This is a genomic window from Chryseobacterium sp. BGA-UO-ETr-SB22 (genome assembly GCF_059567885.1).
This window is the reverse complement of sequence record NZ_JCAQOV010000005.1, coordinates 2,777,862-2,800,883: the sequence shown is the minus strand read 5'-3', so window position 1 is coordinate 2,800,883 and position 23,022 is coordinate 2,777,862. Positions and strand designations below refer to the sequence as shown.

At 36.4% G+C, this 23,022-nt stretch carries 19 protein-coding genes; 15 read left to right on the top strand and 4 right to left on the bottom strand.

From position 1 onward, the window contains the following. Positions 1 to 293: 293 nt before the first annotated feature. Together AC57AW_RS19975 and AC57AW_RS19970 are read right to left on the bottom strand one after the other, a co-directional pair. A complete protein-coding gene (locus AC57AW_RS19975) occupies positions 294 to 821 on the bottom strand; it encodes a DUF4136 domain-containing protein (RefSeq protein WP_318846933.1) in 528 nt (175 codons plus the stop codon). Between the two features lies 1 nt (position 822). Next, positions 823 to 1,005 carry a C1orf53 family protein gene (locus tag AC57AW_RS19970; protein WP_034745671.1) on the bottom strand — a complete coding sequence of 61 codons (183 nt, stop codon included), beginning with the start codon at positions 1,003 to 1,005 and terminating at the stop codon, positions 823 to 825. 40 nt (positions 1,006 to 1,045) lie between these two features. Between AC57AW_RS19970 and AC57AW_RS19965 the strand changes: the two genes are divergently transcribed. The 7 genes from AC57AW_RS19965 (at position 1,046) to AC57AW_RS19935 (ending at position 9,134) form a co-directional block, all read left to right on the top strand. Beyond that, on the top strand, positions 1,046 to 1,372 hold the full coding sequence (locus AC57AW_RS19965) for a hypothetical protein (RefSeq protein ID WP_496353290.1): 327 nt from the start codon (positions 1,046 to 1,048) through the stop codon (positions 1,370 to 1,372). Positions 1,373 to 1,648: 276 nt separating this feature from the next. Further along, complete coding sequence (locus AC57AW_RS19960; protein ID WP_496353289.1) at positions 1,649 to 2,557, top strand: 1-aminocyclopropane-1-carboxylate deaminase/D-cysteine desulfhydrase; 909 nt, start codon at positions 1,649 to 1,651, stop codon at positions 2,555 to 2,557. A 66-nt stretch (positions 2,558 to 2,623) separates the two neighbouring features. Then, positions 2,624 to 3,682 carry a glucosaminidase domain-containing protein gene (locus tag AC57AW_RS19955; protein ID WP_318846936.1) on the top strand — a complete coding sequence of 353 codons (1,059 nt, stop codon included), beginning with the start codon at positions 2,624 to 2,626 and terminating at the stop codon, positions 3,680 to 3,682. 75 nt (positions 3,683 to 3,757) lie between these two features. After that, positions 3,758 to 5,047, top strand: a complete 1,290-nt coding sequence (gene hemL / locus AC57AW_RS19950) for a glutamate-1-semialdehyde 2,1-aminomutase (RefSeq protein WP_047387305.1) — start codon at positions 3,758 to 3,760, stop codon at positions 5,045 to 5,047. 322 nt (positions 5,048 to 5,369) lie between these two features. Further along, on the top strand, positions 5,370 to 6,704 hold the full coding sequence (locus AC57AW_RS19945; RefSeq protein ID WP_496353288.1) for an amidohydrolase: 1,335 nt from the start codon (positions 5,370 to 5,372) through the stop codon (positions 6,702 to 6,704). A gap of 265 nt (positions 6,705 to 6,969) precedes the next feature. Further along, complete coding sequence (locus AC57AW_RS19940) at positions 6,970 to 7,815, top strand: AraC family transcriptional regulator (RefSeq protein WP_496353287.1); 846 nt, start codon at positions 6,970 to 6,972, stop codon at positions 7,813 to 7,815. An 80-nt stretch (positions 7,816 to 7,895) separates the two neighbouring features. Next, entirely contained in the window at positions 7,896 to 9,134 is a 1,239-nt protein-coding gene (locus tag AC57AW_RS19935; protein ID WP_496353286.1) for an amidohydrolase, read from the top strand. Positions 9,135 to 9,499: 365 nt separating this feature from the next. Here AC57AW_RS19935 and AC57AW_RS19930 read toward each other — a convergent pair whose 3' ends face one another. Together AC57AW_RS19930 and AC57AW_RS19925 are read right to left on the bottom strand one after the other, a co-directional pair. Then, the gene (locus AC57AW_RS19930; RefSeq protein WP_496353285.1) at positions 9,500 to 10,909 is read right to left on the bottom strand and encodes a beta-helix domain-containing protein; all 1,410 of its coding nucleotides are present in this window, start codon (positions 10,907 to 10,909) and stop codon (positions 9,500 to 9,502) included. A gap of 44 nt (positions 10,910 to 10,953) precedes the next feature. Further along, a complete protein-coding gene (locus AC57AW_RS19925; RefSeq protein WP_496353284.1) occupies positions 10,954 to 13,743 on the bottom strand; it encodes a TonB-dependent receptor domain-containing protein in 2,790 nt (929 codons plus the stop codon). A 324-nt stretch (positions 13,744 to 14,067) separates the two neighbouring features. On the opposite strand from AC57AW_RS19925, the gene AC57AW_RS19920 reads away from it, so the two are divergent. From AC57AW_RS19920 to AC57AW_RS19885, 8 genes are all read left to right on the top strand, one after another. Beyond that, the gene (locus AC57AW_RS19920) at positions 14,068 to 14,742 is read left to right on the top strand and encodes a response regulator (protein WP_002977493.1); all 675 of its coding nucleotides are present in this window, start codon (positions 14,068 to 14,070) and stop codon (positions 14,740 to 14,742) included. 48 nt (positions 14,743 to 14,790) lie between these two features. Next, entirely contained in the window at positions 14,791 to 15,822 is a 1,032-nt protein-coding gene (locus AC57AW_RS19915; protein WP_496353283.1) for a sensor histidine kinase, read from the top strand. Positions 15,823 to 15,956: 134 nt separating this feature from the next. After that, positions 15,957 to 16,553, top strand: coding sequence for an IS1096 element passenger TnpR family protein (locus AC57AW_RS19910; RefSeq protein ID WP_496353282.1), 597 nt, complete (start codon positions 15,957 to 15,959; stop codon positions 16,551 to 16,553). 205 nt (positions 16,554 to 16,758) lie between these two features. Further along, positions 16,759 to 18,108: an alpha-amylase family glycosyl hydrolase gene (locus tag AC57AW_RS19905; protein ID WP_496353281.1), complete on the top strand. Its 1,350-nt coding sequence runs from the start codon at positions 16,759 to 16,761 to the stop codon at positions 18,106 to 18,108. A 142-nt stretch (positions 18,109 to 18,250) separates the two neighbouring features. Next, complete coding sequence (locus AC57AW_RS19900) at positions 18,251 to 18,691, top strand: hypothetical protein (protein ID WP_496353280.1); 441 nt, start codon at positions 18,251 to 18,253, stop codon at positions 18,689 to 18,691. Between the two features lie 135 nt (positions 18,692 to 18,826). Beyond that, positions 18,827 to 19,621, top strand: a complete 795-nt coding sequence (locus AC57AW_RS19895) for a thymidylate synthase (protein WP_496353279.1) — start codon at positions 18,827 to 18,829, stop codon at positions 19,619 to 19,621. A 498-nt stretch (positions 19,622 to 20,119) separates the two neighbouring features. Next, the gene (locus AC57AW_RS19890) at positions 20,120 to 20,338 is read left to right on the top strand and encodes a hypothetical protein (RefSeq protein WP_318846948.1); all 219 of its coding nucleotides are present in this window, start codon (positions 20,120 to 20,122) and stop codon (positions 20,336 to 20,338) included. 25 nt (positions 20,339 to 20,363) lie between these two features. After that, a complete protein-coding gene (locus tag AC57AW_RS19885) occupies positions 20,364 to 22,874 on the top strand; it encodes a M1 family metallopeptidase (RefSeq protein WP_496353278.1) in 2,511 nt (836 codons plus the stop codon). Positions 22,875 to 23,022: the final 148 nt, after the last annotated feature.

Here is a 23,022-nt window from a genome sequence, read left to right as displayed (position 1 = left end):
AGTAAGCGTTAATTTTAAATGTACTGCATGTTATAATGATGAATTATGGATTATGAGTCTCGGGTTTGGGGATTTCGGGAATCGTGTTAGGAACTTCGATATTCAATAGGGTCGGGTTTTAGCCCGGATTAAAATAAAAAAGATTCCATTGGCTTTAGCCAAAACTTAAAGAATGGAAGGCCATATTCAAGAATCATCTGTGAAAATTTGTGTTAACTATGGGAAAAACGGAATGATTACCCATAAAAAAAGCCAGTACAAGAGTACCGGCTATATAATGGATGACTTAAATTTTATTTTCTTTGTGGCGGATAATTTTTCATAATCTCAGCCATAATTTCTGGAATCTGTCTCTGTTTCGCTTTTGGAGAATCTACAGAAATTCCGCTTCCGATACCCTGCCAAACCAATTTATTGGTTTTTGCATCAATAAGGTCTACGATCAGTGCTCCTTCATTATAATTAGAAGTCCATGTTCTGCTCATTCCAACGCCCCATCCGAATGGTCCGCCCCATCCCCACATTCCGTAAGGTGAAGAAGAATTGATATCGGTAACCTTTTTATGATTAGCTTTTACATTGATAATCAAATCAGGATTTTCTCCGGATTGAAGCCCTTTGCTCTGAAGCTGTCTCGACAGTTCATTCAGGACTCTGTCTTTATCAATATCATTCAGTTTTAGATCATCAATTCTTATTTTATACGTTTTAAAAGAATTGAAATTGGCGCTTTCAGCATAATCTGAACGTACCTGAAAAGGGCTACAAGAAGTTAAACCTAAAGTAGCAGATGCCAACAAAATAAAAATATATTTTTTCATTTTATTTATTTTTTTTATCATTTTTAATGAATGTATCAGTCTTTTTATCGTACCCGTAAGGACAGTGTCTGCAGCCGCTTTTACAGCAATGACCTCTTTTCAGATGAAATTTTTCTGTAAAAACCTTGTACCCCTGTTCATTATAGTAGAAGTCTTCACCTTCTTTGATGTCATAATGGGCCATAAGTTAAATGCTAGTCAAAAAACTTTTTATATTTGTTACTATGATAATTGTATGCCAAAAGCCTTTAAAAAAATTAAAAATTAATGGCATTGCTCTCTTTCCCTTTATCTTCATTAGGAAACCCGAAGATAAGGAAAATAATGTATTGATCAATCACGAAAAAATCCATTTACGCCAACAGATGGAAATGCTTATCATTTTTTTTTATATTTTCTATGTTATTGAATATTATTACTGGTTTTTCAAACTGAAAGACGGTTATCTGGCTTATAGAAGAATCTCCTTTGAAAGAGAAGCCTATATCAATGAGAATAACCTGAATTATCTGCAAAAGAGAAAATTCTGGAATTTCAGGAAATATCTGTAGAATTATGAATTATGAATTATGAATTATGAATTATTTTGAGATTAAATATTCACATTTCTACTTATTCAATAGGATTGGGCTTTAGCCCAGTTATCAAATAAATCAACATTCATCCGGCTTTAGCCAAAACCTAAAAAAACAAAACATCATCTGTGAAAATCTGTGGGATCTGTGGGAAAAATCTAAACATAATTACCCATAAAACCGGAAATCCACGGAAGACTAAATCTTTTCCTATTTTTGTAAAGAATAAACCTTGAGCCGCCAAAAACTGAAATGCTACTACAACTTCCCATAGAACCTGTTTCCATTCAGGAAATTCCCATTCATAAAAATGTAAAACTTTTCATTAAAAGGGAAGATCAGATTCATCCGCTGATTTCAGGCAATAAGTACTGGAAACTGTTTTATAATGTGAATCATTATCTGGCAAAAAATCCCGATAAACCTTATATTATTACTTTTGGCGGAGCCTTTTCCAACCATATCGCTGCGGTCTCAGCAGTAGGAAATCTGGCAGGTATTCCAACATTGGGAATCATCAGAGGAGAAGAACTGCAGCATAAGTGGCGGGATAACCCTACTTTACTTTTTGCCAAAAGAAATGGTATGAACCTGAAATTTGTCACCCGTGAAGAATACCGTCATAAAGAAAAGCTTACAGAATTCCTTCATCAGGAGTTTCCTGAGGCATTGATTGTTCCTGAAGGAGGTACCAATGAAGAGGCTGTGGAAGGGGTGAAAATGATGCTCAACGAACAAACAAAAGATTTTGACTATCTTTGCACCGCAGTTGGAACCGGAGGAACCATTGCAGGAATTTCAAAATTTTGTGAAGACAATCAGAACGTTATAGGATTTAAGGTTGTAGATGATGCTTCACTGGAAAATAAAATTTTTGAATTAACTTTGAGACAGAATTTTAATCTAATAGATTCATGTTTTGGAGGTTATGGTAAAATAAATGATGGAAACATCCGTTTTATCAATGATTTCAAAGAGAAGTATGGTGTTCCTTTAGAACCGATATATACAGGAAAAATGATGGAGAAAGTTTTTGAACTGATTGAAGATGATTATTTTCCTGAAAATAGCAGGATTTTGTGCTTTCACACTGGTGGATTACAGGGGATTGAAGGTGCTAATCTGCTTTTGGAAAAACAGAATAGAAATTTAATTATATAAGTAAAATTGAAAAACATGAAACACTTAGTGTTCCATCTTTCATTTTAAAACAATAAAAATTATAAGATGAAAAGACTTTTCCTATCCATAAGCCTTTTAGTTTTATCAAAATTTTCTGCCCAGTCTTGGGCAACCGAAGATCAGTATATTCAGAAGTTTGCTAAATATGCCGTAGAAGAAATGGAAAAATATAAAATTCCTGCTTCTATTACGCTTGCACAAGGGTTGTTAGAAACCGGAGGAGGGCAGAGCAGATTGGCACAGGAGGGTAAAAACCACTTCGGCATAAAATGTAAAGAAGACTGGACCGGTAGAACGATGAAACATACCGATGATGCACCTAACGAATGCTTCCGTGTATACGACGATCCGAGACAGTCTTACGAAGATCATTCTATATTCTTATCTACAAGAAAGTATTACGCAAAACTTTTCAACCTGGATATGAGAGATTACAGAGCGTGGGCAACCGGTCTGAAAAAAGCTGGTTATGCTACCAATCCGCGTTATGCTTCAATTCTTATCACCAAAATTGAAAAGTACAAGCTATATGAATTCGACAATACCAGTTCGAATGAGGTATTGTACGCCGTACTTAAAATGTATCCGGATCTGAAAGACGACAGAACTTTCATGGCACAGCTGGAACCTTCAAAAGCAATAAAAAAAGCTAAAGACCCGGTTACAGTAGAAGTTCCTTACAAGCAGACGTCTTATGCGCAACAGCAAAAAAGAGTAGAAAGAATCAAAACGAAAGCTGAAATTCTTAATTCCATTCTTATCAAAAGCCATCCGAATGACGGCCTGAAATATATCGTAATTCCTGAAGATACTGATGTGAAATTCATTGCCAATAAATTCAAAGTCAGCGAGAGCAGACTAATAAAGTGGAATGAACTGGAAGGTGAAACCTTAAAGAAAAATGATATTGTTTTCCTTGAATCAAAAAATTCTACAGGAAATACAGCAACCTATAAAGTAGAATCCGGAGAAGATATGCACGATATCGCCCAGAAATTCGGAATCAAGTTAAATAAATTATATGCTAAAAACAGAATGGATGAAGGACAACAGCCATCTGCAGGACAGCTGATTTATTTGATAGACAAAAAACCACGAAACTAATTTAATTTTTTTGTTGAGAGTTTACCGTTGACAGCTACATGCCAACCAGCAACTGCCAGCAACAACTAAGCATATATGAAGTATCAGAGAAGTTCGGCTTTATTTGATGAAGCCTACAAATACATTCCGGGAGGAGTAAACTCTCCGGTAAGAGCATTCAAATCCGTAGGAGGAGTGCCTGTTTTTATGAAATCGGCAAAAGGAGCTTATCTTACCGATGCAGATGACAATACTTATATCGATTATATCAACTCATGGGGGCCTGCCATTTTAGGACATACGCATCCTGAAGTATTGGAAGAACTGAAAATACAGGCAGAGAAAGGTTTCTCTTTCGGAGCACCGACTGAACTTGAAACAGAAATCGCAAAATTCATTATTGAAAATGTCCCGAATATTGACCAGATCAGAATGGTTTCTTCAGGAACAGAAGCATGTATGAGTGCGGTAAGACTGGCAAGAGGATACACTGGAAGAGATAAGATCGTGAAATTTGAAGGCTGTTATCACGGGCACTCAGACTCATTCCTGATTAAAGCAGGAAGTGGTGCAGCGACTTTCGGAAACCCAAATTCTCCGGGAGTAACAGCAGGTACTGCTAAAGATACATTATTAGCCCGTTATAACGATTTTGAACAGGTTGAGGATTTATTCCGTCACAATCAGGGAGAGATTGCAGCTGTAATTATAGAACCTGTTGCAGGAAATATGGGTTGTGTACTGCCTGAAAACAACTTCTTACAAAATCTGAGAAAGATCTGTGACGAAAACGGAGCTTTATTAATCTTTGATGAGGTAATGACTGGTTTCAGATTGGCTTTCGGAGGCGCTCAGGAGCTTTTCAATGTAAAAGCAGACTTAGTAACTTACGGAAAAGTAATCGGTGGAGGACTTCCGGTAGGAGCTTTCGCAGGAAGAAACGAAATTATGGATCACCTGGCTCCAAAAGGAGGAGTATATCAGGCAGGAACATTAAGTGGAAATCCTTTAGCGATGAGAGCTGGATTAAAAACACTTCAACTGATTAAAAATGATCCGGAATTTTTCAACAGATTGCATAAAACAACAGAAACGTTGGATTTTGAAATCGGAAAAATTTTAAACGAAAAAGGAATCGCCCATAAAATCAACAGAAAAGGTTCTATGATGTCTGTTTTCTTCCATATCAACAGAGTTTCAAACTTTGATGAGGCTCAGGAAGCTAACCATTCATTGTTCAATAACTTCTTCCACCAGATGCTTCAGAATGGAGTATATCTGCCGCCAAGTGGATATGAAACATACTTCATTAGTGATGCTATCAAGGATAAAGAAATTGATATGACACTGGAAGCTGTAAGAAAATTTGAATATTCCAATAAATAATAATGAAACCGGACTTTAGATCCGGTTTTTTTATGCAGAATGATTTGAGTTAGGAAGTTTGCAGATCAATAAAAAACTTTACGCAATTAAAGTTATGCACAATCTTTGTCACTCCATAAGAGTCCCAGTAATCAAAGTGAATCAGCCGTTTAGATTCCTGAATGACAATTGTTGTGGGTATCTTCTTTATTTTAGTGTAGAAAAGATAAACCGGAGATTTTAATAAGGAATCAAAACAAAGCATAAATCATACAAGTTTTGTAATAAACCATACACTTTGGTCAGCAGACTTCTTTTTAATTTTGTCATAAATAGATTGGAAATGAAGACTTCTGGCAATACCATCTCCCGCAAAGATTTTATTCGAAATTCAGCATTGGCTGTAGCGGGATTAACTTTAATACCTAATATCATGACTGCATCACCTTTCCTGGATGGAAATAAGAGTTTAGTAAAAGGAAAGATGAGTCTTAAAAATGTTCGTCTGGAAACAGGGTTTGAATATCAGGATGGGGAAGTGGCTTCTACCAAAACCGATCTGTTTTATGTAGAAGTTGAAAACGGAAAAATCACAAAGATTGGCCCAAACCAACCTAATGCTAAAGCGGTAGATGCAAAAGGGCTATTGATGCTTCCTGCATTCAAGGATATGCATATTCACCTGGATAAAACCTTTTATGGAGATCAATGGCAGGCTGTTAGGAAAAGAACCGGTGGAATAAAAGGAATGATAGAACTGGAGCAGAAAATGCTTCCGGATATGCTGAAGAATTCAACTTTCAAGGCAGAAAAACTGATTGAACTGTTACAGTCAAAAGGGACTTCTTATGCGAGAAGCCATGTGAATATTGAGCCTACTTCAAAACTTCAGTCGTTAAAAAATCTGCAGAAAGCTTTAGAAAATAAAAAGAAAGGGTTTGGAGCAGAATTGGTTGCTTTTCCGCAGCATGGAGTGTTTTATACTGATTCGGTGCCCTATTTGAAAGAAGCGGCGAAGATGGATATTGATTTTATCGGAGGAGTAGATCCGTTCAACATAGATGGTGATATTGAAAAAGTAGTGGATTTCACTGTTCAGCTTGCTTTGGACAATAAAAAAGGAATAGATATTCATCTGCATGAAACCGGAGATTCCGGACTGAAGACAGTAGAATACCTTATCAAAAAAGTAAATGAAAATCCTTCTCTTAAAGGAAAAACTTATTTAAGCCACTGTTTTATCTTGGCTAAATTAGAAGCCGCAAAACAGGAAGAGATCGCTGAAAAATTAGCAGAATTCCAAATCGGAATTGTTTCTACAATCCCTTTTGGAAGGATGATCATGCCTATACCAACGCTTTACAAACATAATGTAACCGTCTTGACAGGTAATGATAGTATTGTAGATCACTGGAATACTTTCGGAACAGGAAGTGTACTTCAGAAAGCTAATTTAATGGCTCAACTGTATGGGTATTCAACAGAATTTTTATTGTCAAGAAGTTTAAAACTGGCCACAGGAAATATTCTTCCGCTGGATGATAAAGGAATTCAACAATGGCCGAAAGCAGGAGATAAAGCCGATTTTGTATTGATGAACGTAAGCTGTTCTGCAGAAGCGGTATCAAGAATTTCAGAGGTTGAATCATTGGTACATGATGGAAATGTTGTCTTTTAAACTTTGGTAAAAAGCTTTATTGGATAAGATTTCACCAATAATTGCTTACGAATTTATATATATAATTTAGTTGTGTTTTTTTAACCACAAAGGGTATAAACGTTTTACATAAAAGCCTGAAAATTTATTAAAAATTCTCAGTTACAATCATTTAATGAAGATAGAAACTGAAGTAGGAATGGTGTAGGTAAAGCTTTTGTCCCTTTTGTGGTTATTTTAGTTTTTTCTCACAAATTTTAGTAATTTTAGGAGAAAATCAGGTAGAGTGGGTTACCATACAGATCATTTTCCTATTTTAGGAATTCAGGAATTTAGTGAAAATCAGCTGAAAGGCTGTAATTTGCTGTTTAATGAACTTTATGGGGCACGTTCCATTGATGATCCCCATAAACATGATTTTTTTATCATCAATCTTTTTGAGAATGGCGTTGGCTCACATACCATAGACTTTACAGAATATCAGGTGAAAAACCATCAGATTCATCTTGTTTTTCCAGATCAGGTGCATCAATGGATAATAGAGAAAGAAACCATCGGATATCAGCTGATGATCAGCAGGGATTGGTTTGAAAGTTTTCTGCCGTCATTAAGATTTTCAGCCTCTTATTATCAGAATCACCCGGTTATCAATCTTTCCCTGGAAGTTTTTGAAACTTTTCTCTATGAATTTCAGGCAATCCAGAAAGAACTGAGCGGAGAAAAAGTATTTTGGGAGCTTATTCAGAAAAGAAGTGAGCTTATCGGTTTGTTGGTAAGTAAATCTGTAGAAGGGGCTTTTAAAGATTTTGAAGTCTATAACTCGAATCCAATTATCTCAAAATTTCTCCCTCTTATTGACGAACATTTTAAAACAGAAAGATCCGTTTCTTTTTATGCGGATAAACTGAATATTTCTGCCAACTATCTGAATATTGTCTGCAAGAAAAATCTCAATGCTTCGGCTTCATCTCTTATTCAGGACCGTATTTTACTGGAGGCCAAAAGGCTTTTGAAAGTTTCCGAAATGTCAGTGAAAGATATTGTTTACGATCTCGGTTTTTATGATCATGCCAGCTTTTCTAAATTCTTTAAAGCACAGACGGGAATGACTCCCTCGCAATTCAAAGAATAATTTATACAAAACAAGACATAATTGATACACTGGTTTTATCCTGAAGCCGGGCTAATTTTGTATTGTTAAAATTTTAAATCATGCAATTTCCCTATCAATTAACTGCAAAAGGAAAATATTCCCTTAAAAATGTCCGCTTGGAAACAGGTTTTGAATACGAAAATGAAGAGATAACCGGAACAAAAACTGACCTTTTCAGTATTGAAATTGAGGACGGGAAGATAAAAGCAATAAAAGCAAATGATCCTGCTTCAAAAGCAATAGATGCTAAAGGATTTCTGATGCTTCCGGCTTTCAGAGATATGCACATTCATCTGGATAAAACATTATACGGTCTTCCATGGCAGGCTCTTTCTCCGAAAAGAAGAACGGTGAAGGATATGATAGCCTATGAACAGGAAATCATTCCTGAACTGTTGAAAACGTCTGTAAGCAGAGCAGAACAGCTGATCAGTCTGCAGCAGCATTACGGAACTCATTTTGCGAGAACTCATTTCAATATTGATCCTACATCTGGATTGAAATCCCTGGAACATCTTGAGCAGGCCCTTGAAAATAAAAAAGAGTCTTTTAAAGCAGAATTGGTTGCCTTCCCGCAGCATGGAGTTTATTATACAGAGACAGCTTCTTTAATGAAAGAAGCAGCACAGCTTAAAAGTGTAGGATTTATTGGCGGATTGGATCCTTTAAGTATTGACGGAAGCATTGAAAAAGTAATGGATTTTACCGTTCAGCTGGCTTTAGATCACAATAAGGGAATAGATATTCACCTGCATGAAACAGGAGAGTCCGGAATGAAAACAATCAATTATCTGATTGATAAAGCAATCGAAAATCCAGCACTTCAAGGAAAAACATTTGTAAGCCATGCATTTGCCTTAGCGTATCTCTCTCCAAAAGAAACAGAGCAGATTGCAGAAAGACTGGCTGCAGGAAAAGTAGGAATCGCTTCTTCTGTACCTTTTAAAGGAACAGTAATGCCCATTCCAACCCTGAAAAAATATGGAGTCAATGTATTGATCGGAAATGATAATGTACAGGATTACTGGAGTACTTTCGGATCTGGAAGTATGCTTCAGAAAGCCAATCTGATTGCTGAGTTGTATGGTTACGCTACAGAATATGCATTGTCAAGAGCCTTGCAGTTTGCCACGCAAAGTATTCTCCCATTGGATGAAAAAGGAAAACAGCAATGGCCTAAAGCTGGTGATGAAGCTGCCATTGTTCTTACAGACGCTTCCTGTTCTGCAGAAGCAGTTTCCAGAATGTCTGAAATAAAAGCTCTGATGAATGACGGGAATTTATTCTGGAGAAATTAATTGAAGTATATATATTTTTTATACACTTGTTTTTTGTGAATGCCATCGGGAGTTTTCCTGGTGGCTTTTTTAGTGCGGGATGAGAGATTCGAGGTTACGTGTTTTCGGGTTCTTCTTTATCAATAGGAACGGGCTTTAGCTCGTTTACTTAATATGAATATTAGCCAAAACCTATCAATAAACCCAGTTGTTCAATTTAAAAAATAACTGTTCATATTCCCTTTTTCTGTTTTTACAATATGAACACCTCTTAATATTGATTTCGGCAGGCAGTCATACTATCTGCTCATAACAATAAAAAAAGCCCTCGGAAAATTGTTCCGAAGGCTTTCTATTTGAAATTAAATCTAAGTACCTATATGGTGTTATAAGTTGAAGTTTGTCCATCCTGCATACCAAGTATCTGTAGCATCTTTTACAGCACCTTTGTAAGTTACCTGTGTAAACCAAGTAGCTAATTTAGGGTTAGTAAATGCACCTCCAGTTAATAATGGAGAACCTGCAGTAGGAGTAAAGTTTGGTGTAGTTCCTGCAGGAGCCCATGCACCAGCAAGTTTTACATCAGCAGTAGAAGCAAGGATGGTATTTCCTTTAGCATTAAACCAAGTTGTAAGATCGTTTAATGTATACGTTGTAGGAGTAGAAGTAGATGGTCCGAACTTCAAAGGAGTTGGGCTTCCTGCTAAAACGTTGTTTTCAAAGAACAGCTTATTACCTACAATATTGTTATCCGTTGGAGCACCTTTTGTTGCATCAATGAATAAACCAACTGGGAATCCTGTAAATACAGAGTTGAATACTGAGATAGAAGAGTTTCTTCTGATCTGTAATGCATTCTGGAATAACGCGTTGATTGATCCTGGAGCTAAAGAGTTGATTGGCCCGATAATCGTCATGTTAGAGAATGTAGCGGATGTCTGAGGTGTCAAAGTAGAACCGTTAGCATCATTATCAGATTCAAATGCGTTAGAACCGGAAACGTCTGCTATCTGAGAATCTCTTACTCCAATACCAAATTGGATATTTCCTGAGAAACCGTTATCCGTATCGAAATCATCATCAAGACCTTTGTAAGAAATAAGGTGAGAACAGTTTACTGTTCCTCCGAACCATTCAAAACTGTCATCATTAGCATAAGCAACTTCTACGTAATCTACTGTAGTTCCGTTACCTACACCTCCGAATGTCAATCCGTTGATCTCTTTATCCGGTAAGAATGCATATCCTGCATATTCTATTCTTACATATTTTAATACACCACTGTTATCAGCAGCATTGTTTCCACCGTAAAGTCCAAGACCATCAGAGTTGTTGATTCCTCCTTCAATTTCTCCAACTCCGTTTACTCCACCGAAAGAAGCATTAGTAGGAGCATTTCCTAAAATTACTACCCCTGCCCAGTCTCCTCTTTTAGGACTTGGTTTTTCAGAAGTGAAGATAATAGGGTTGGCAGCAGTACCTTCTGCCATGATTTTACTTCCTTTTGTAATGATCAAAGCTCCGTTTTTATCAGCTTCACCTACAATCTTTGTACCTGGCTCGATAGTTAAAGTAGCTCCGTTAGTTACATATACTAGTCCTCTTAGCTTATAAATTTTGTTAGCTTTAAGCGTCATGCTGGAAGTGATCTTTCCTGAAAGAATAAGGTTTTCAGTTTCTCCGTTTCCGTTACCTCCATTTTGAATAATGGTAGGTCCATCTTCTTCTATATTTCTACAAGCGGTAGTTGATACTATAGCGCCAAGCATTAAAGAATATAAAACGAACTTTTTCATGTTATAAAGAATTAAATTATTTATTAGATTATTTGTTGAGTGAATTAAAAATTGTATCCCAGTGTTAAACTGATATTGGTTCCTGAAAGTCTTTCGATAGCAAGAGCATCTTTGCTGTCATACTTACCGTTGTCGTTCAGGTCATGGTAGAATTTAGCACGACGGTTCAGAATATCTGAAACATTCAGCTTGATCTCTCCTTTGTTGCTCCATATTTTTTTAGCAAGCTGGAAATCCAGAAGAGGTCTTGGTGCTTCCCAGATTGGTGGTACCTGATCGTTTCCTACATAAAGGATTCTTCTTCCGATCATGTTGAATAGTACGGTAGAAGACCATCCTGATTTTTCAGTATCATACTGAAGACTTACGTTAACTGTATATGGAGACTGGCCTTGCATTGGTCTGTCTATCTTAGTTGCTTCGTCTGTAACTTTGTTTTTAATTAAAGCTACGTTACCACCCAGCGTAAAGTTTTTAAGAGCACTTACAAAATCCAGCTTTTTTCTTACTTCCACTTCCACCCCATAGGCATCAGCTTTATCTACGTTAAGGTAGTTGAAGGTATTACTCGTTCCTACCCCTGATTGGTTGAAGTATAATTCGATCGGCTTTTTGAAGTTTTTATAGAAACCTGCCACAGAGATGATCTCTCCGTTTCTTGGGTAATATTCCCAACGAACGTCCGCACTTGTGATTTTAGTTCTTTCAATAGATTTGTTACCAATTACAGTAGCTCCTAAGTCAAAATCATAATATGCTAAAGGTGAAACCTCTCTAAATTCCGGTCTTACAACAGTTTGTGAACCCGCAAGACGGATATTCATTTTAGGATTTACCTTGAATGTTAAGTTTACAGCAGGTAAGAAATCTGTAACACGTGTGTTGACAAAACGGTCATCACTTTTTTTCGTGCTTCCTACCAATTGATCAAAGTTCTCAACTCTTAATCCCCAAACCGCTCTTAACCATGGTGTAAAGTTGTTGTCAAACTGTAAATACCCCGCGTTAAGGATTGTATTGGCAATATATCTGTACTGGTTTCCAGCAATTTCATCAAATGTAAATCCACCGTTACCTCCGAAATTTTCAGGATTGAAGATCGTTTCAAAAGGCTGAGAAAGTAATCCCTGGTTGAATTTCTCAAGTCTTACAGAGAACGGTCTTGAATTGTAGATTCTGTCTTTCACCTGGAACAAATATCCTCCTTTGATGGTTTGCTTTTGTCCGAATAGTGTAAATGTCTTGGAAATATCACCTCCTGCATTATATAGATAATCACTTAAAGTAGAGTAGAATACACTTCCTGATTTTTGAGAAAGACCATTGGAAATCAATGCTAAATATGGGCTTCCTTCTATATTGGTGTATTGGTTATACTGCAAACGCTGTAGCAAAGGAATATACTGATCCAGGATCCCGAAACTTCCGTACCAGTTTATGGTAAATCCACCCAGAGCATCTATTTTATGAGTACCGGTAAGAGTAGAGTTGTAGAAAGTAGTTTCTTTAAATCCTATTTCCCTTGCCATAATGTTTGTCCCATTGATTGGATCAAACTCAAAATCCTTTCCTGTTCTGAAGGACATGTGGTTCACCGTATTGTTGGTGATGATATTCTTTAGGGAGATTTTATTGTTGCTGTTGAGCTTTAAAGAAAGGTTCAACATTCCTCCTAAGATAATATCATTGCTGTATTTTTCTGTAAAATAATCGAAGTTGGTATCAGCAAGTTGGTCGTTGATGGTAAAGAAACGGTTGGTAGACTCAGTTCTTCTTTTGTTGTTGCTATAGTTTAAAACAGCAATTACCCCTAAATCTTTTCCGAATAATTTGGTATTAAAACCACCGTCAAGCTGTAAACTTAGGTTTTCAGGATATCCAATACTGTTATATCCTAAATTCTTTGTAAACCCTTTACCAATATTGGTTTTCTGACCTTCATCCAAAATACTGAATGCATTTTTTGCAGGCATATTGGTTGGCAGCTTTCTGTATCCGTCATCAATTCCTAAAAAGTCCCATTTTCCACCTTTCTGCATATGGAATTCCTGTCCCATAGTAGCTGTATTTCCTCCTACACCTACCTGTACGTTGAAGAAATTTTTATTAGGAATATCTTTAGTGTTTACCTGAATCAATGCACCTCCCCATTCACCTGTATATTCTGGAATGAAAGTTTTGTTGATAACTAGGGTTTCGATAACGTTAGCCGGGAAAAGGTCAAAAGAGAAAGTCTTTCTGTCAGGCTCCGTACTGGATAACTGAATACCATTCAGCATCGCCTGGTTATAACGGTCTGATAAACCTCTTACTACAATATATTTTCCTTCAGATAAACTCACCCCGGAAACTCTCTTCAGAACTTCACCTGTGTTTCTGTCTGGACTTCTTTTAATAGCTTCAACCCCAATAACCTGAGAAACTACACCGGCATTTTTCTGTAATCCGATAGTAGAGGCTATGGTTTCTTTTCTTGCGTTTGATTTTATGACAACTCCTTCAATTTCTTTTTCCTTGGTAGAGGGCTTGTCCATTACGATATCAAGATGAGTATTACCTTCATTTTTAATAATAACCTCACTGATCTCTTTTCTGTTATACCCATTGGAGCTTACCGTTACAATGTAATTGGTGCCGGGGGACAGGTTGATAGAATAGTATCCGGAAATGTCAGTCATTACTTCCTGTCCATTTACTTTTACCTTTACCCCTTCTATAGGAGTGTTATCTTTCTCGTCCAATACCCTACCTTCCAAAATCTGACTTTGTGCAAAAGCATAGCCAGCAGAAAACAAGGCAAGTAGCATGATGCTCTTGTGGAGTTGTTTTTTCATTTTACTTCTTTTACTTCTTTTTCAAGGGCAAAATAAGGGCTAAGTTTTTAAGAAAACTTTAGGAGAATCTTAATTAATTGTGAAATTTGTATTAACAGATGAACGAAATTTATAGTTATTGATGTTTAATTTATATAATTGTATTTTTTGTTTTAATTTTAATTTTTGTTTCGTATATTTGATTTATGTGTATTTATTATTTAATTTTTTTATTGATTTTGTAATTGAATGTTAAAATGTTGTTTTTTAATAATTAGTTAACATTCGGCAGATAGATGAAATCAATGGAAATAATTAATTTTGTGGGAATTCTTAAACTAGAAGATGAGCAAAAAAATTCTTTTAATAGACGATGAACTGGACATTTTAGAGATTCTGTCTTACAATTTGGAAAAGGAAGGGTATGATATCTATACGGCTACTAATGGTAACGAAGGTATAGAAAAAGCAAAGGAAATTGTTCCGGACCTTATCTTATTAGATGTCATGATGCCTGAAAAAGATGGTATAGAAACCTGTCAGGAACTTCGTAAAGTGAAAGAACTTCAAAAAACACTTATCGTGTTTCTTTCTGCGAGAAGCGAAGAATTTTCTCAGTTAGCAGGTTTTCAGGCTGGTGCCAATGACTACATCGTAAAACTGATCAAACCGAAAATCCTTATCTCTAAAGTGAACGCATTACTACAGCTGACCTCTCAGGTTTCTGATAATGCTAAACTAATAGAAATCGGAGACCTTGTTATCGACAAAGATAATTTCAGAGTTTCCAAAAGCGGACAGCAATTTCTTCTTCCTAAAAAAGAATTTGACTTGCTTTACCTTTTGGCTTCCAATACTGAAAAGGTTTTCAAAAGAGAAGAAATTCTTGAGAAAGTTTGGGGTAATGATGTGATTGTTGGTGAAAGAACGATCGATGTACATATCAGAAGGTTGAGAGAAAAATTAGGAATCAATACGATTCAGACATTAAAAGGGATCGGGTATAAACTGATCGTTTAATTACTTTAGAATCTTAACTTTACGTTCAATCATTAAAACGTTGTAAAATTGAAATTTTACAGACTTACACTCGTTGCCTCTTGTCTGCTGACATTGGTAATGCTGCTTTTAGTAGTCGTCTTCGATTCACTGAAAGATATCTATTATAAGACCCCTTTGTTCAAAACGGGTCTTTTCATCTGTATTATCCTGATCTTTATGATCAACTGTGTGGTATTGGAACTTCTTTTCAATTATTACAGCAGAAAACAGGTAAAAGGTCTTTCTGGATTTCTGCCGCAGGAAATCGTTCAGAATCAGGATGAAAATATTACCATCAAAGAATTAGGAGAAAGGTTTTCAGATCTCAATCAACAGCAGGTATCAGAAATTGATATGATGAAAGAGATGGAAAGCTACCGTAAAGAATATATCGGTAACGTATCTCATGAACTGAAAACACCCCTGTTTTCTATCCAGGGATATGTAGAAACCTTAAGAGACGGTGGGGTAGACAATCTTACCATAAGAGATAAATATCTGGAAAGGATAGACATATCCGTAGAAAGATTGATTGCCATTGTAAAAGATCTGGATATGATCAACAGGCTGGAAGCTGGCGAAATTAATCTTACCGTTTCGAAATTTGATGTCAATCTTCTGGTCAAAGAGATTTTCGATCTGCTTGACCTTGAAGCTGAAAAACGAAATACAACATTACAGATCCAGACCCTTCATCCACAAATTTTTGTGGAAGCCGATAAACAGAAAATTTCCCAGGTTTTTATCAATCTTATCTCCAACGCGATCCATTATGCCAACAGACAGGAAGCAAAAGTGATCGTAAAAACCAGTGTCCTGAAAAATAAGGTGCTAATAGAAGTGATAGATAACGGAATGGGAATCAAGTCTGAACTTCTTCCAAGGATCTTCGAAAGATTTTACCGTGTAGAAACCAGCAGAAGCAGAAGAGAAGGAGGTTCCGGGCTGGGATTAGCCATCGTAAAACACATCCTTGAAGCACATAACGAAAATATAACCGTAGAAAGCGTATACCTTGAAGGTACGAAATTCAGTTTTATGCTTGAAAAAAGTAAATAATTCCTGCAAAATGTAAGGAAAAAAAATAATTTAAAAAATCCTGAAATATTTTTTTGTCACATCTCATTTATTATATATTTGCACCAGAGATTTATCATAATTATAAAGGCAAAAAAGTAATTTAAGAAACTGATATGGTTTACAAAATCCGCGTAATATTAGATGCGAAAGAAGATATTTTCCGTGATGTCGAAGTTAAGGGAAAACAAACGTTATGGAACTTACACTTAGGAATTAAAAGTGCATTCAGTCTGCAGGGAGATGAGCTTTCTACTTTTAATCTGTTAGAAGATGACGGAACAATCGTAAAAAGTGTCCCATTGGAAGATATGAGTGATAATGGTGATGGTGAGATTATGTCAGATGTTTACATTGATGAAGCTTTTGAAGGGGTAGGTGATAAGGCACAGTTCCAATATGGGCTTCTTGACCTTTGGGAATTCTTCTGTGAACTTGTAGAAGTCATTGAAGAAACAAAAGGAGTGAATTACCCTATCACAGTTTACAGATTCGGAAACGTTCCGTTGAAGGCACCTAGCAAAAACGGAAGTGCTGGAGGATCTAAAAAGAAATCAGCAATGCCTTTGGCGGATGATGAGTTTGGTTTCGATGAAGACTTTGGATCAGGAGGAAACTTTTCAGATGAAGATGACAGCTTTGATGATGAGGAAGAAGAAGACTACAATGATGATGTCTTTGATGATGAAGAAGACAATGACGACGAAAGATAGTCAACACAATATATTAGCCCTGGATTCTGATCCGGGGCTTTTTTTTGCAAAAGCACTAAGGTATTTATATAAAAAGATGTTCATCTGCTTTTAATTTTCAATAAAAAAATAGATATGCCTGTTAGTTGCCGGAAAGTCTATCTATTCACGCGTAAAATTTGTCTTTTCCCCAAAAACAATCCTTACTTTTGTTAAAAATAGTTTAATGAAAAAATTAATTTTGTTAGCTGTAATTGGTCTGGGAATTGTTTCCTGTACCACTCAAAAAAATACCAGGAAGATGACAGAACTGCCAAAAGATTGGAAACATAATACGAATATCTACGAAGTAAACATAAGACAATATACTCAGGAAGGAACTTTCAAAGCATTTGCAAAAGAAATGCCCCGTCTGAAATCTATGGGAATAAAAACCCTTTGGTTTATGCCCATCACCCCCATTGCACAGCAGAATAAAAAAGGAAGTATGGGAAGCCCTTATGCTGCGGCAGATTATACTTCCATCAATCCCGAATTCGGAACGCTGCAGGATTTTAAAGATATAGTGAATGAAGCACACAGATTAGGATTCAAAGTAATTATAGACTGGGTAGCCAATCATACAGGATGGGATCATGTATGGACAAAAACACATCCCGAATTTTATCAGAAAGATCCCGACGGAAAATTCCATATTGCTTCCGGAATGGATGATATTATTGAGCTGGATTATAAAAACCAGGAAATGCGTCATGCCATGATAGATGCCATGAAATTCTGGGTACAGGAAACCGATATCGATGGTTTCAGATGTGATCTCGCTTCATGGGTAGAAGTAGATTTCTGGGAACAGGCCCGTCCTGAAGTGGAAAAAGTAAAACCCCTTTTCTGGCTGGGAGAATTCGATGAACTGGAAAGTCCTGAGTATGGGAAGGTCTTTGATGCCAGCTATTCCTGGAAATGGATGCACAAATCTGCCGACTATTACAAAAAGAATGAGCCTCTTCAGGAATTAAAAGATCTTCTGAGACAATATTCAAATATCGGAGACGCTTCAATGAGAGCGTGGTTTACAACAAATCACGACGAAAATTCATGGAACGGAACAGAATATGAAAAATATGGAGTCATCACAAAGCCTATGGCAGTATTCTCTGCAACATGGAATGGTGTCCCGTTACTTTACTCAGGACAGGAGCTTCCGAATATGAAAAGACTAGAGTTTTTCGAAAAGGATGTTATCAAATGGACGAATACCTACCAGGCCGCTGATTTCTATAAAACATTATTGGATTTAAAAGCTTTCAATCCTGCTTTAAGAGGAGGAGATTCTAACGTTACGACTTATCTTCTTAACACTACAGCCAATGATAAAATTCTGGCGTATGTAAGGAAAAATGGCAATAATGAAGTATTGGTCGTTTTGAATATGTCAAAAGAGCCTGTTAACTTTTCAATTGAAGACGAACATGTATCCGGAACGTTCAAAAATGTTTTTGACAAGACAAAAAGAGATTTCAACAATGGAAAAGACTTCAGTTTCAAGGTTTCTGATTATGCCGTATTTGAAAAATAATATTTAAATCTTCGGCTTATATTTTAATACCTTAATGAATAGTCACTAAGCTGTACCCAATTCCCTCCGCTGGAGGGGTGTCAAAATCTATGATTTTGACGGGGTGGTTTTATCTGCCCTAGAATAAAAATCCATCATTACAATGAACAAACAGGAAATAATCAATATAGTTAAAGCAAAAGCGGCCGATAAAATCCAGTATTTTGAAAATCTTATCGCTGAAACACGCGCTTCCAATAACGATACAAAAAGCTCGATGGGAGATAAATATGAAACAGGAAGAGAGATGATTCAGCAGGAAATTAATAATCTGCAGAGACAGCTTAACGAAGTTTTGAGTCAGCAGGCCGTGTTGCAGAAGATAACTTCTGAGCCTTCGGAAAAAGTTCAGAACGGTGCATTGGTGAAAACCAATAAAGGATTGTTCTATATTTCTGCTTCAATGGGCGAAATTGTCTTTGAAAATCAGAAAATAATGACCGTTTCTGCAGAATCTCCCTTAGTGAAAGTGATATATGGTAAAAAAAAAGGAGAGTCGTTCACTGTCAATACCATTCATCAGACCATTGAAAATATATGGTAAAATTAATATAGGTTAGATAACAGATATACAACTGTTTAATAGAAAATAGTCATCAGGCCAATAAAAAGCATTCATCAAAAGGAGTGCTTTTTTTAATGGTTTTTACTAAATTTGGAACTTAAAATCTCATTCAAAATGCAAAACTACCTGGACCTTTTACAGCATATTTTAGACAACGGAACTGATAAAACCGACAGAACCGGAACTGGAACAAGAAGTGTATTCGGATATCAGCTGAGATATGATCTGTCTAAAGGATTTCCTATGGTAACTACAAAAAAAGTGCATTTGAAATCTATTATTTATGAGCTGCTTTGGTTCCTGAAAGGAGATACCAACATCAAGTACCTTAAAGATAACGGAGTAAGCATCTGGGATGAATGGGCAGATGAAAATGGTGATTTGGGACCTGTTTACGGAGCACAGTGGAGAAGTTGGAGCGGTGCAGATGGAAAAGTTGTGGATCAGATCACAGAAGTAATTGACCAGATTAAAAAGAACCCGGATTCCCGAAGATTGATTGTCTCCGCCTGGAATGTCGCAGAAATACCAAATATGGCTTTGGCTCCCTGTCATGCCTTGTTCCAGTTTTATGTAGCAGATGGTAAACTTTCCCTGCAGCTGTACCAGAGAAGTGCTGACGTTTTCCTTGGAGTACCGTTCAATATTGCAAGCTATGCATTACTGTTGATGATGGTAGCACAGGTTTGTGATCTGGAAGTGGGAGATTATGTTCACAGTTTCGGAGATGTTCATATCTACAATAATCATTTCGAGCAGGTAAACAGACAGCTTGGAAGAGAGCCAAGAGCGCTTCCAACAATGAAACTTAATCCGGAAGTTAAAAATATCTTTGATTTCAATTTTGAAGACTTCATTCTGGAGAATTATGATCCGCATCCGGGGATTAAAGCTCCTGTAGCGATTTAATATCCTGCTATAACTATCTGAATCTTTTTTTTATTAACATAATTCTATTATTTTCAATTTAATAGAAGGCATTCCTTTTTTCATAAGTTCTGAAATATAAGGACAGTTTGACCTGTAGGATCAAGCATACACTTAATAGCTGTGCTATCTTTCATAACAAAATGTCAAAAACATTTATATTGAATTATTCCCCCAGTATTTGAGACTGGTCCGGTTTGTACCTTATTCTCTGTCCGGAACGTGATTGTATTATCAAAAACCCATGTTTACATTTCAGATAGAAAGTAAATGGTGAGGCCGTATTCTATTCTAAAAACAGAAAAATAATCCGCAAAGTAGTCGATACCACAAATTATCTTGAGATAAACACGTAAGCACACTTTCTTTTAGCAATTGTTTCTTACATTTGAAAGAACAACTCAGGCTCATTCAATCCTTTGAAAAGAGGGTAGTTTAATGAGTTGAAGTTTATAAATTTCAAATGCTTAAAAGTAAATCATGAAGTATTTAAAAATTAATATTGAAGAAAACGCAGACATTGAAGCGCTGAAAAATGCTATACTTCAATTGAAAGGAGTCGCTTCAGCAGAAACAGTGGATGACGAAAATCCCGAAAGTGAGCTCAAAAAAGCTTTTGCAAAAACCAAAGAACAACTTCAAAAAGGAGACTATGAAACCTTAGTCAATGATATTTTTGATATAATCATTAAAAAATAATTCTAAAAAATAATAAAGTAGACAGATGAGAAAGGCCATTTTATCAATTGCTATACTGGGGATTTTATTTTCCGCAAATGTATCAGCACAAACCGAGACTTCAGGAAGGGAAAAAGTATACAGAGCGACTCCCACCAAAGTAACGGAACTTAAACATACAAAGCTGAAAGTAAATTTCGATTATCAGAAAGAACAGATGAATGGGGAAGAATGGCTTACTGCCTCGCCTTATTTTTATGCTGCAAACGAACTTATACTTGATGCAAAAGGAATGCTGATTCATGAAGTTGCTCTTGATAATAACGGTAAGAAATCTCCTTTGAAATATGAATACAAAGATGATGTCCTGAAAATAAGTCTTGATAAAACATACCAGAAAAATCAGGATTATACAGTCTACATCAAATATACATCCCGTCCGAATGAGGTAAAACAGGAGGGAAGTATGGCTATCAATGATGCAAAAGGACTTTATTTTATCAATCCTCAGGGAACAGATCCTGATATGCCTACACAAATCTGGACACAGGGAGAGACAGAATCCTCCTCCGCATGGTTTCCAACTATTGATAAACCCAATCAAAAGACAACACAGGAAATCTATATGACGGTTCCTGATAAATATGTAACCCTTTCCAATGGTCTTCTGAAGGAATCTAAAAAAGAATCCAACGGACTTAGAACAGATCACTGGGTGATGGATAAAAGACATTCTACCTATCTTTTCTTTATGGGAGTGGGGGAATATGCCATTGTAAAAGACAAATGGAAAAATATTCCGGTTGATTATTATATCGAAAAAGAATACGAACCTTATGCTAAGCAGATCTACGGAAATACTCCGGAAATGATTGAATTTTTCTCCAAAAAACTGAACTATGATTATCCATGGGCGAAATATGCTCAGATTTCTGGCAGAGATTATGTAAGTGGAGCGATGGAAAATACCACAGCAACACTTCACGGAAGTGACATTCTTCAGAAACCGGGTAAACTTATTGATGAAAATACATGGGAGGATACCATTGCCCATGAATTGTTCCATCACTGGTTTGGAGATCTCGTTACAGCAGAAAGCTGGAGCAACCTTACAGTCAACGAATCTTTTGCCAACTATTCCGAATACCTTTGGAATGAATATAAATACGGAAAAGATCAGGCAGACTATCACCTGATGACTGATGTGAATAACTATCTTCACAATCCATCCGACTTTAATAAAAATCTCGTTAGATTCAATTATGAATCCCGTGAAGATGTTTTTGACCTGGTAACCTATCAGAAAGGAGGAGGAATTTTGAATATGCTGAGAAACTATCTTGGAGATGATGCTTTCTTTGCAGGAATGAATGATTATCTGAAAACGAACGAATATCAGAATGCAGAAGCACACCAGTTGAGACTGTCTTTTGAAAAAGTATCAGGGAAAGATTTGAACTGGTTCTTCAATCAATGGTATTTTGGAAGCGGAAACCCGAAACTTAACTACTCATTTACATTTGAGCCTGTGAAAAAACAGGTAGCAGTAACTATTGATCAAACTCAGGAAAAACCATTTGAATTTCCTTTGGCTATAGATGTATACGACAACGGAAAACCTAAAAGATATAATGTATGGGTAAATGCGGAGGCAAAAAACACATTCACTTTTGATGTCTCCAAGACTCCGGATCTGATCAATATTAATGCTGATGGAGTGTTGCTGGCAGATATTACGGAGACCAAAACTCCGGAACAGAACCTGATGCAGTTTACAAACTCTAAGGAATTCAAAAGCAGATATAAAGCTTTAACGGGAATCAAAGATCAGGTTGGAAAAAGCCCAGCGGCAATAAAATTATTAGCTGCAGCATTGAAAGATCCTTTCTTTAGAGTAAGAATAAAAGCTTTAGGCTTAATGGATCTTACCAATCCTGAACAGATGAAAGCACTTGGTGCTGAAGTTGAAAAACTGGCATCCAATGATCCTAAAACATTAACTCAGGCTGCGGCTATTGCTGCCTTAGGAAAAACAAAAGACAAAAAATACCTTCCTTTATTTGAAAAAGGGATCAACGCCGTTTCAAATGCTGTGAAAGGAAATTCAATGAGTGCACTTCTTTCTATTGATCCGTCAAGAGCAAACGGGCTGGCGGATAAAATTGATATGAAAGGAGCATCTGATGAATTGCAGGCGCAATTGCTTCCGATAATTGTAAAGAATAGGATTACTTCTCAAATTGAGAATATTGCCCCTCTTGCCACATTTTATCCATTTATTAAATTTCAAAACCCGGAAGTGGGAAAAGCTGCAGAAGATGGCTTCAACTGGATAATGACTTCCGATAATCTGAAAGCAACGGAAAGCATAACGAAAATAGCAGGATATGCCAAGAATCAGATGGCAAACAATCCACAGGCTAAAATGATGATGGTTCAGATGCTGAAAGATGGCTTAAGCAAAAAAATGGAACTGCTGAAGCAGAATCCACAAAATGCAGCGAGCATCAATAAGCAGATTGATGTCATCAACAAAGCAATTGAAAACTATAAATAATAGATAAGCCGGCAGCATTTGCCGGCTTTCTTTTTATCAGAAGTGAATGTCAATTGTCAAACATAAGGTCAGGCAGATTGTTTTTTAATAATATTACAAAAATCAGCATTTTTTACCGCTGTTTTTTGCATTATCTTTCATAAATTCG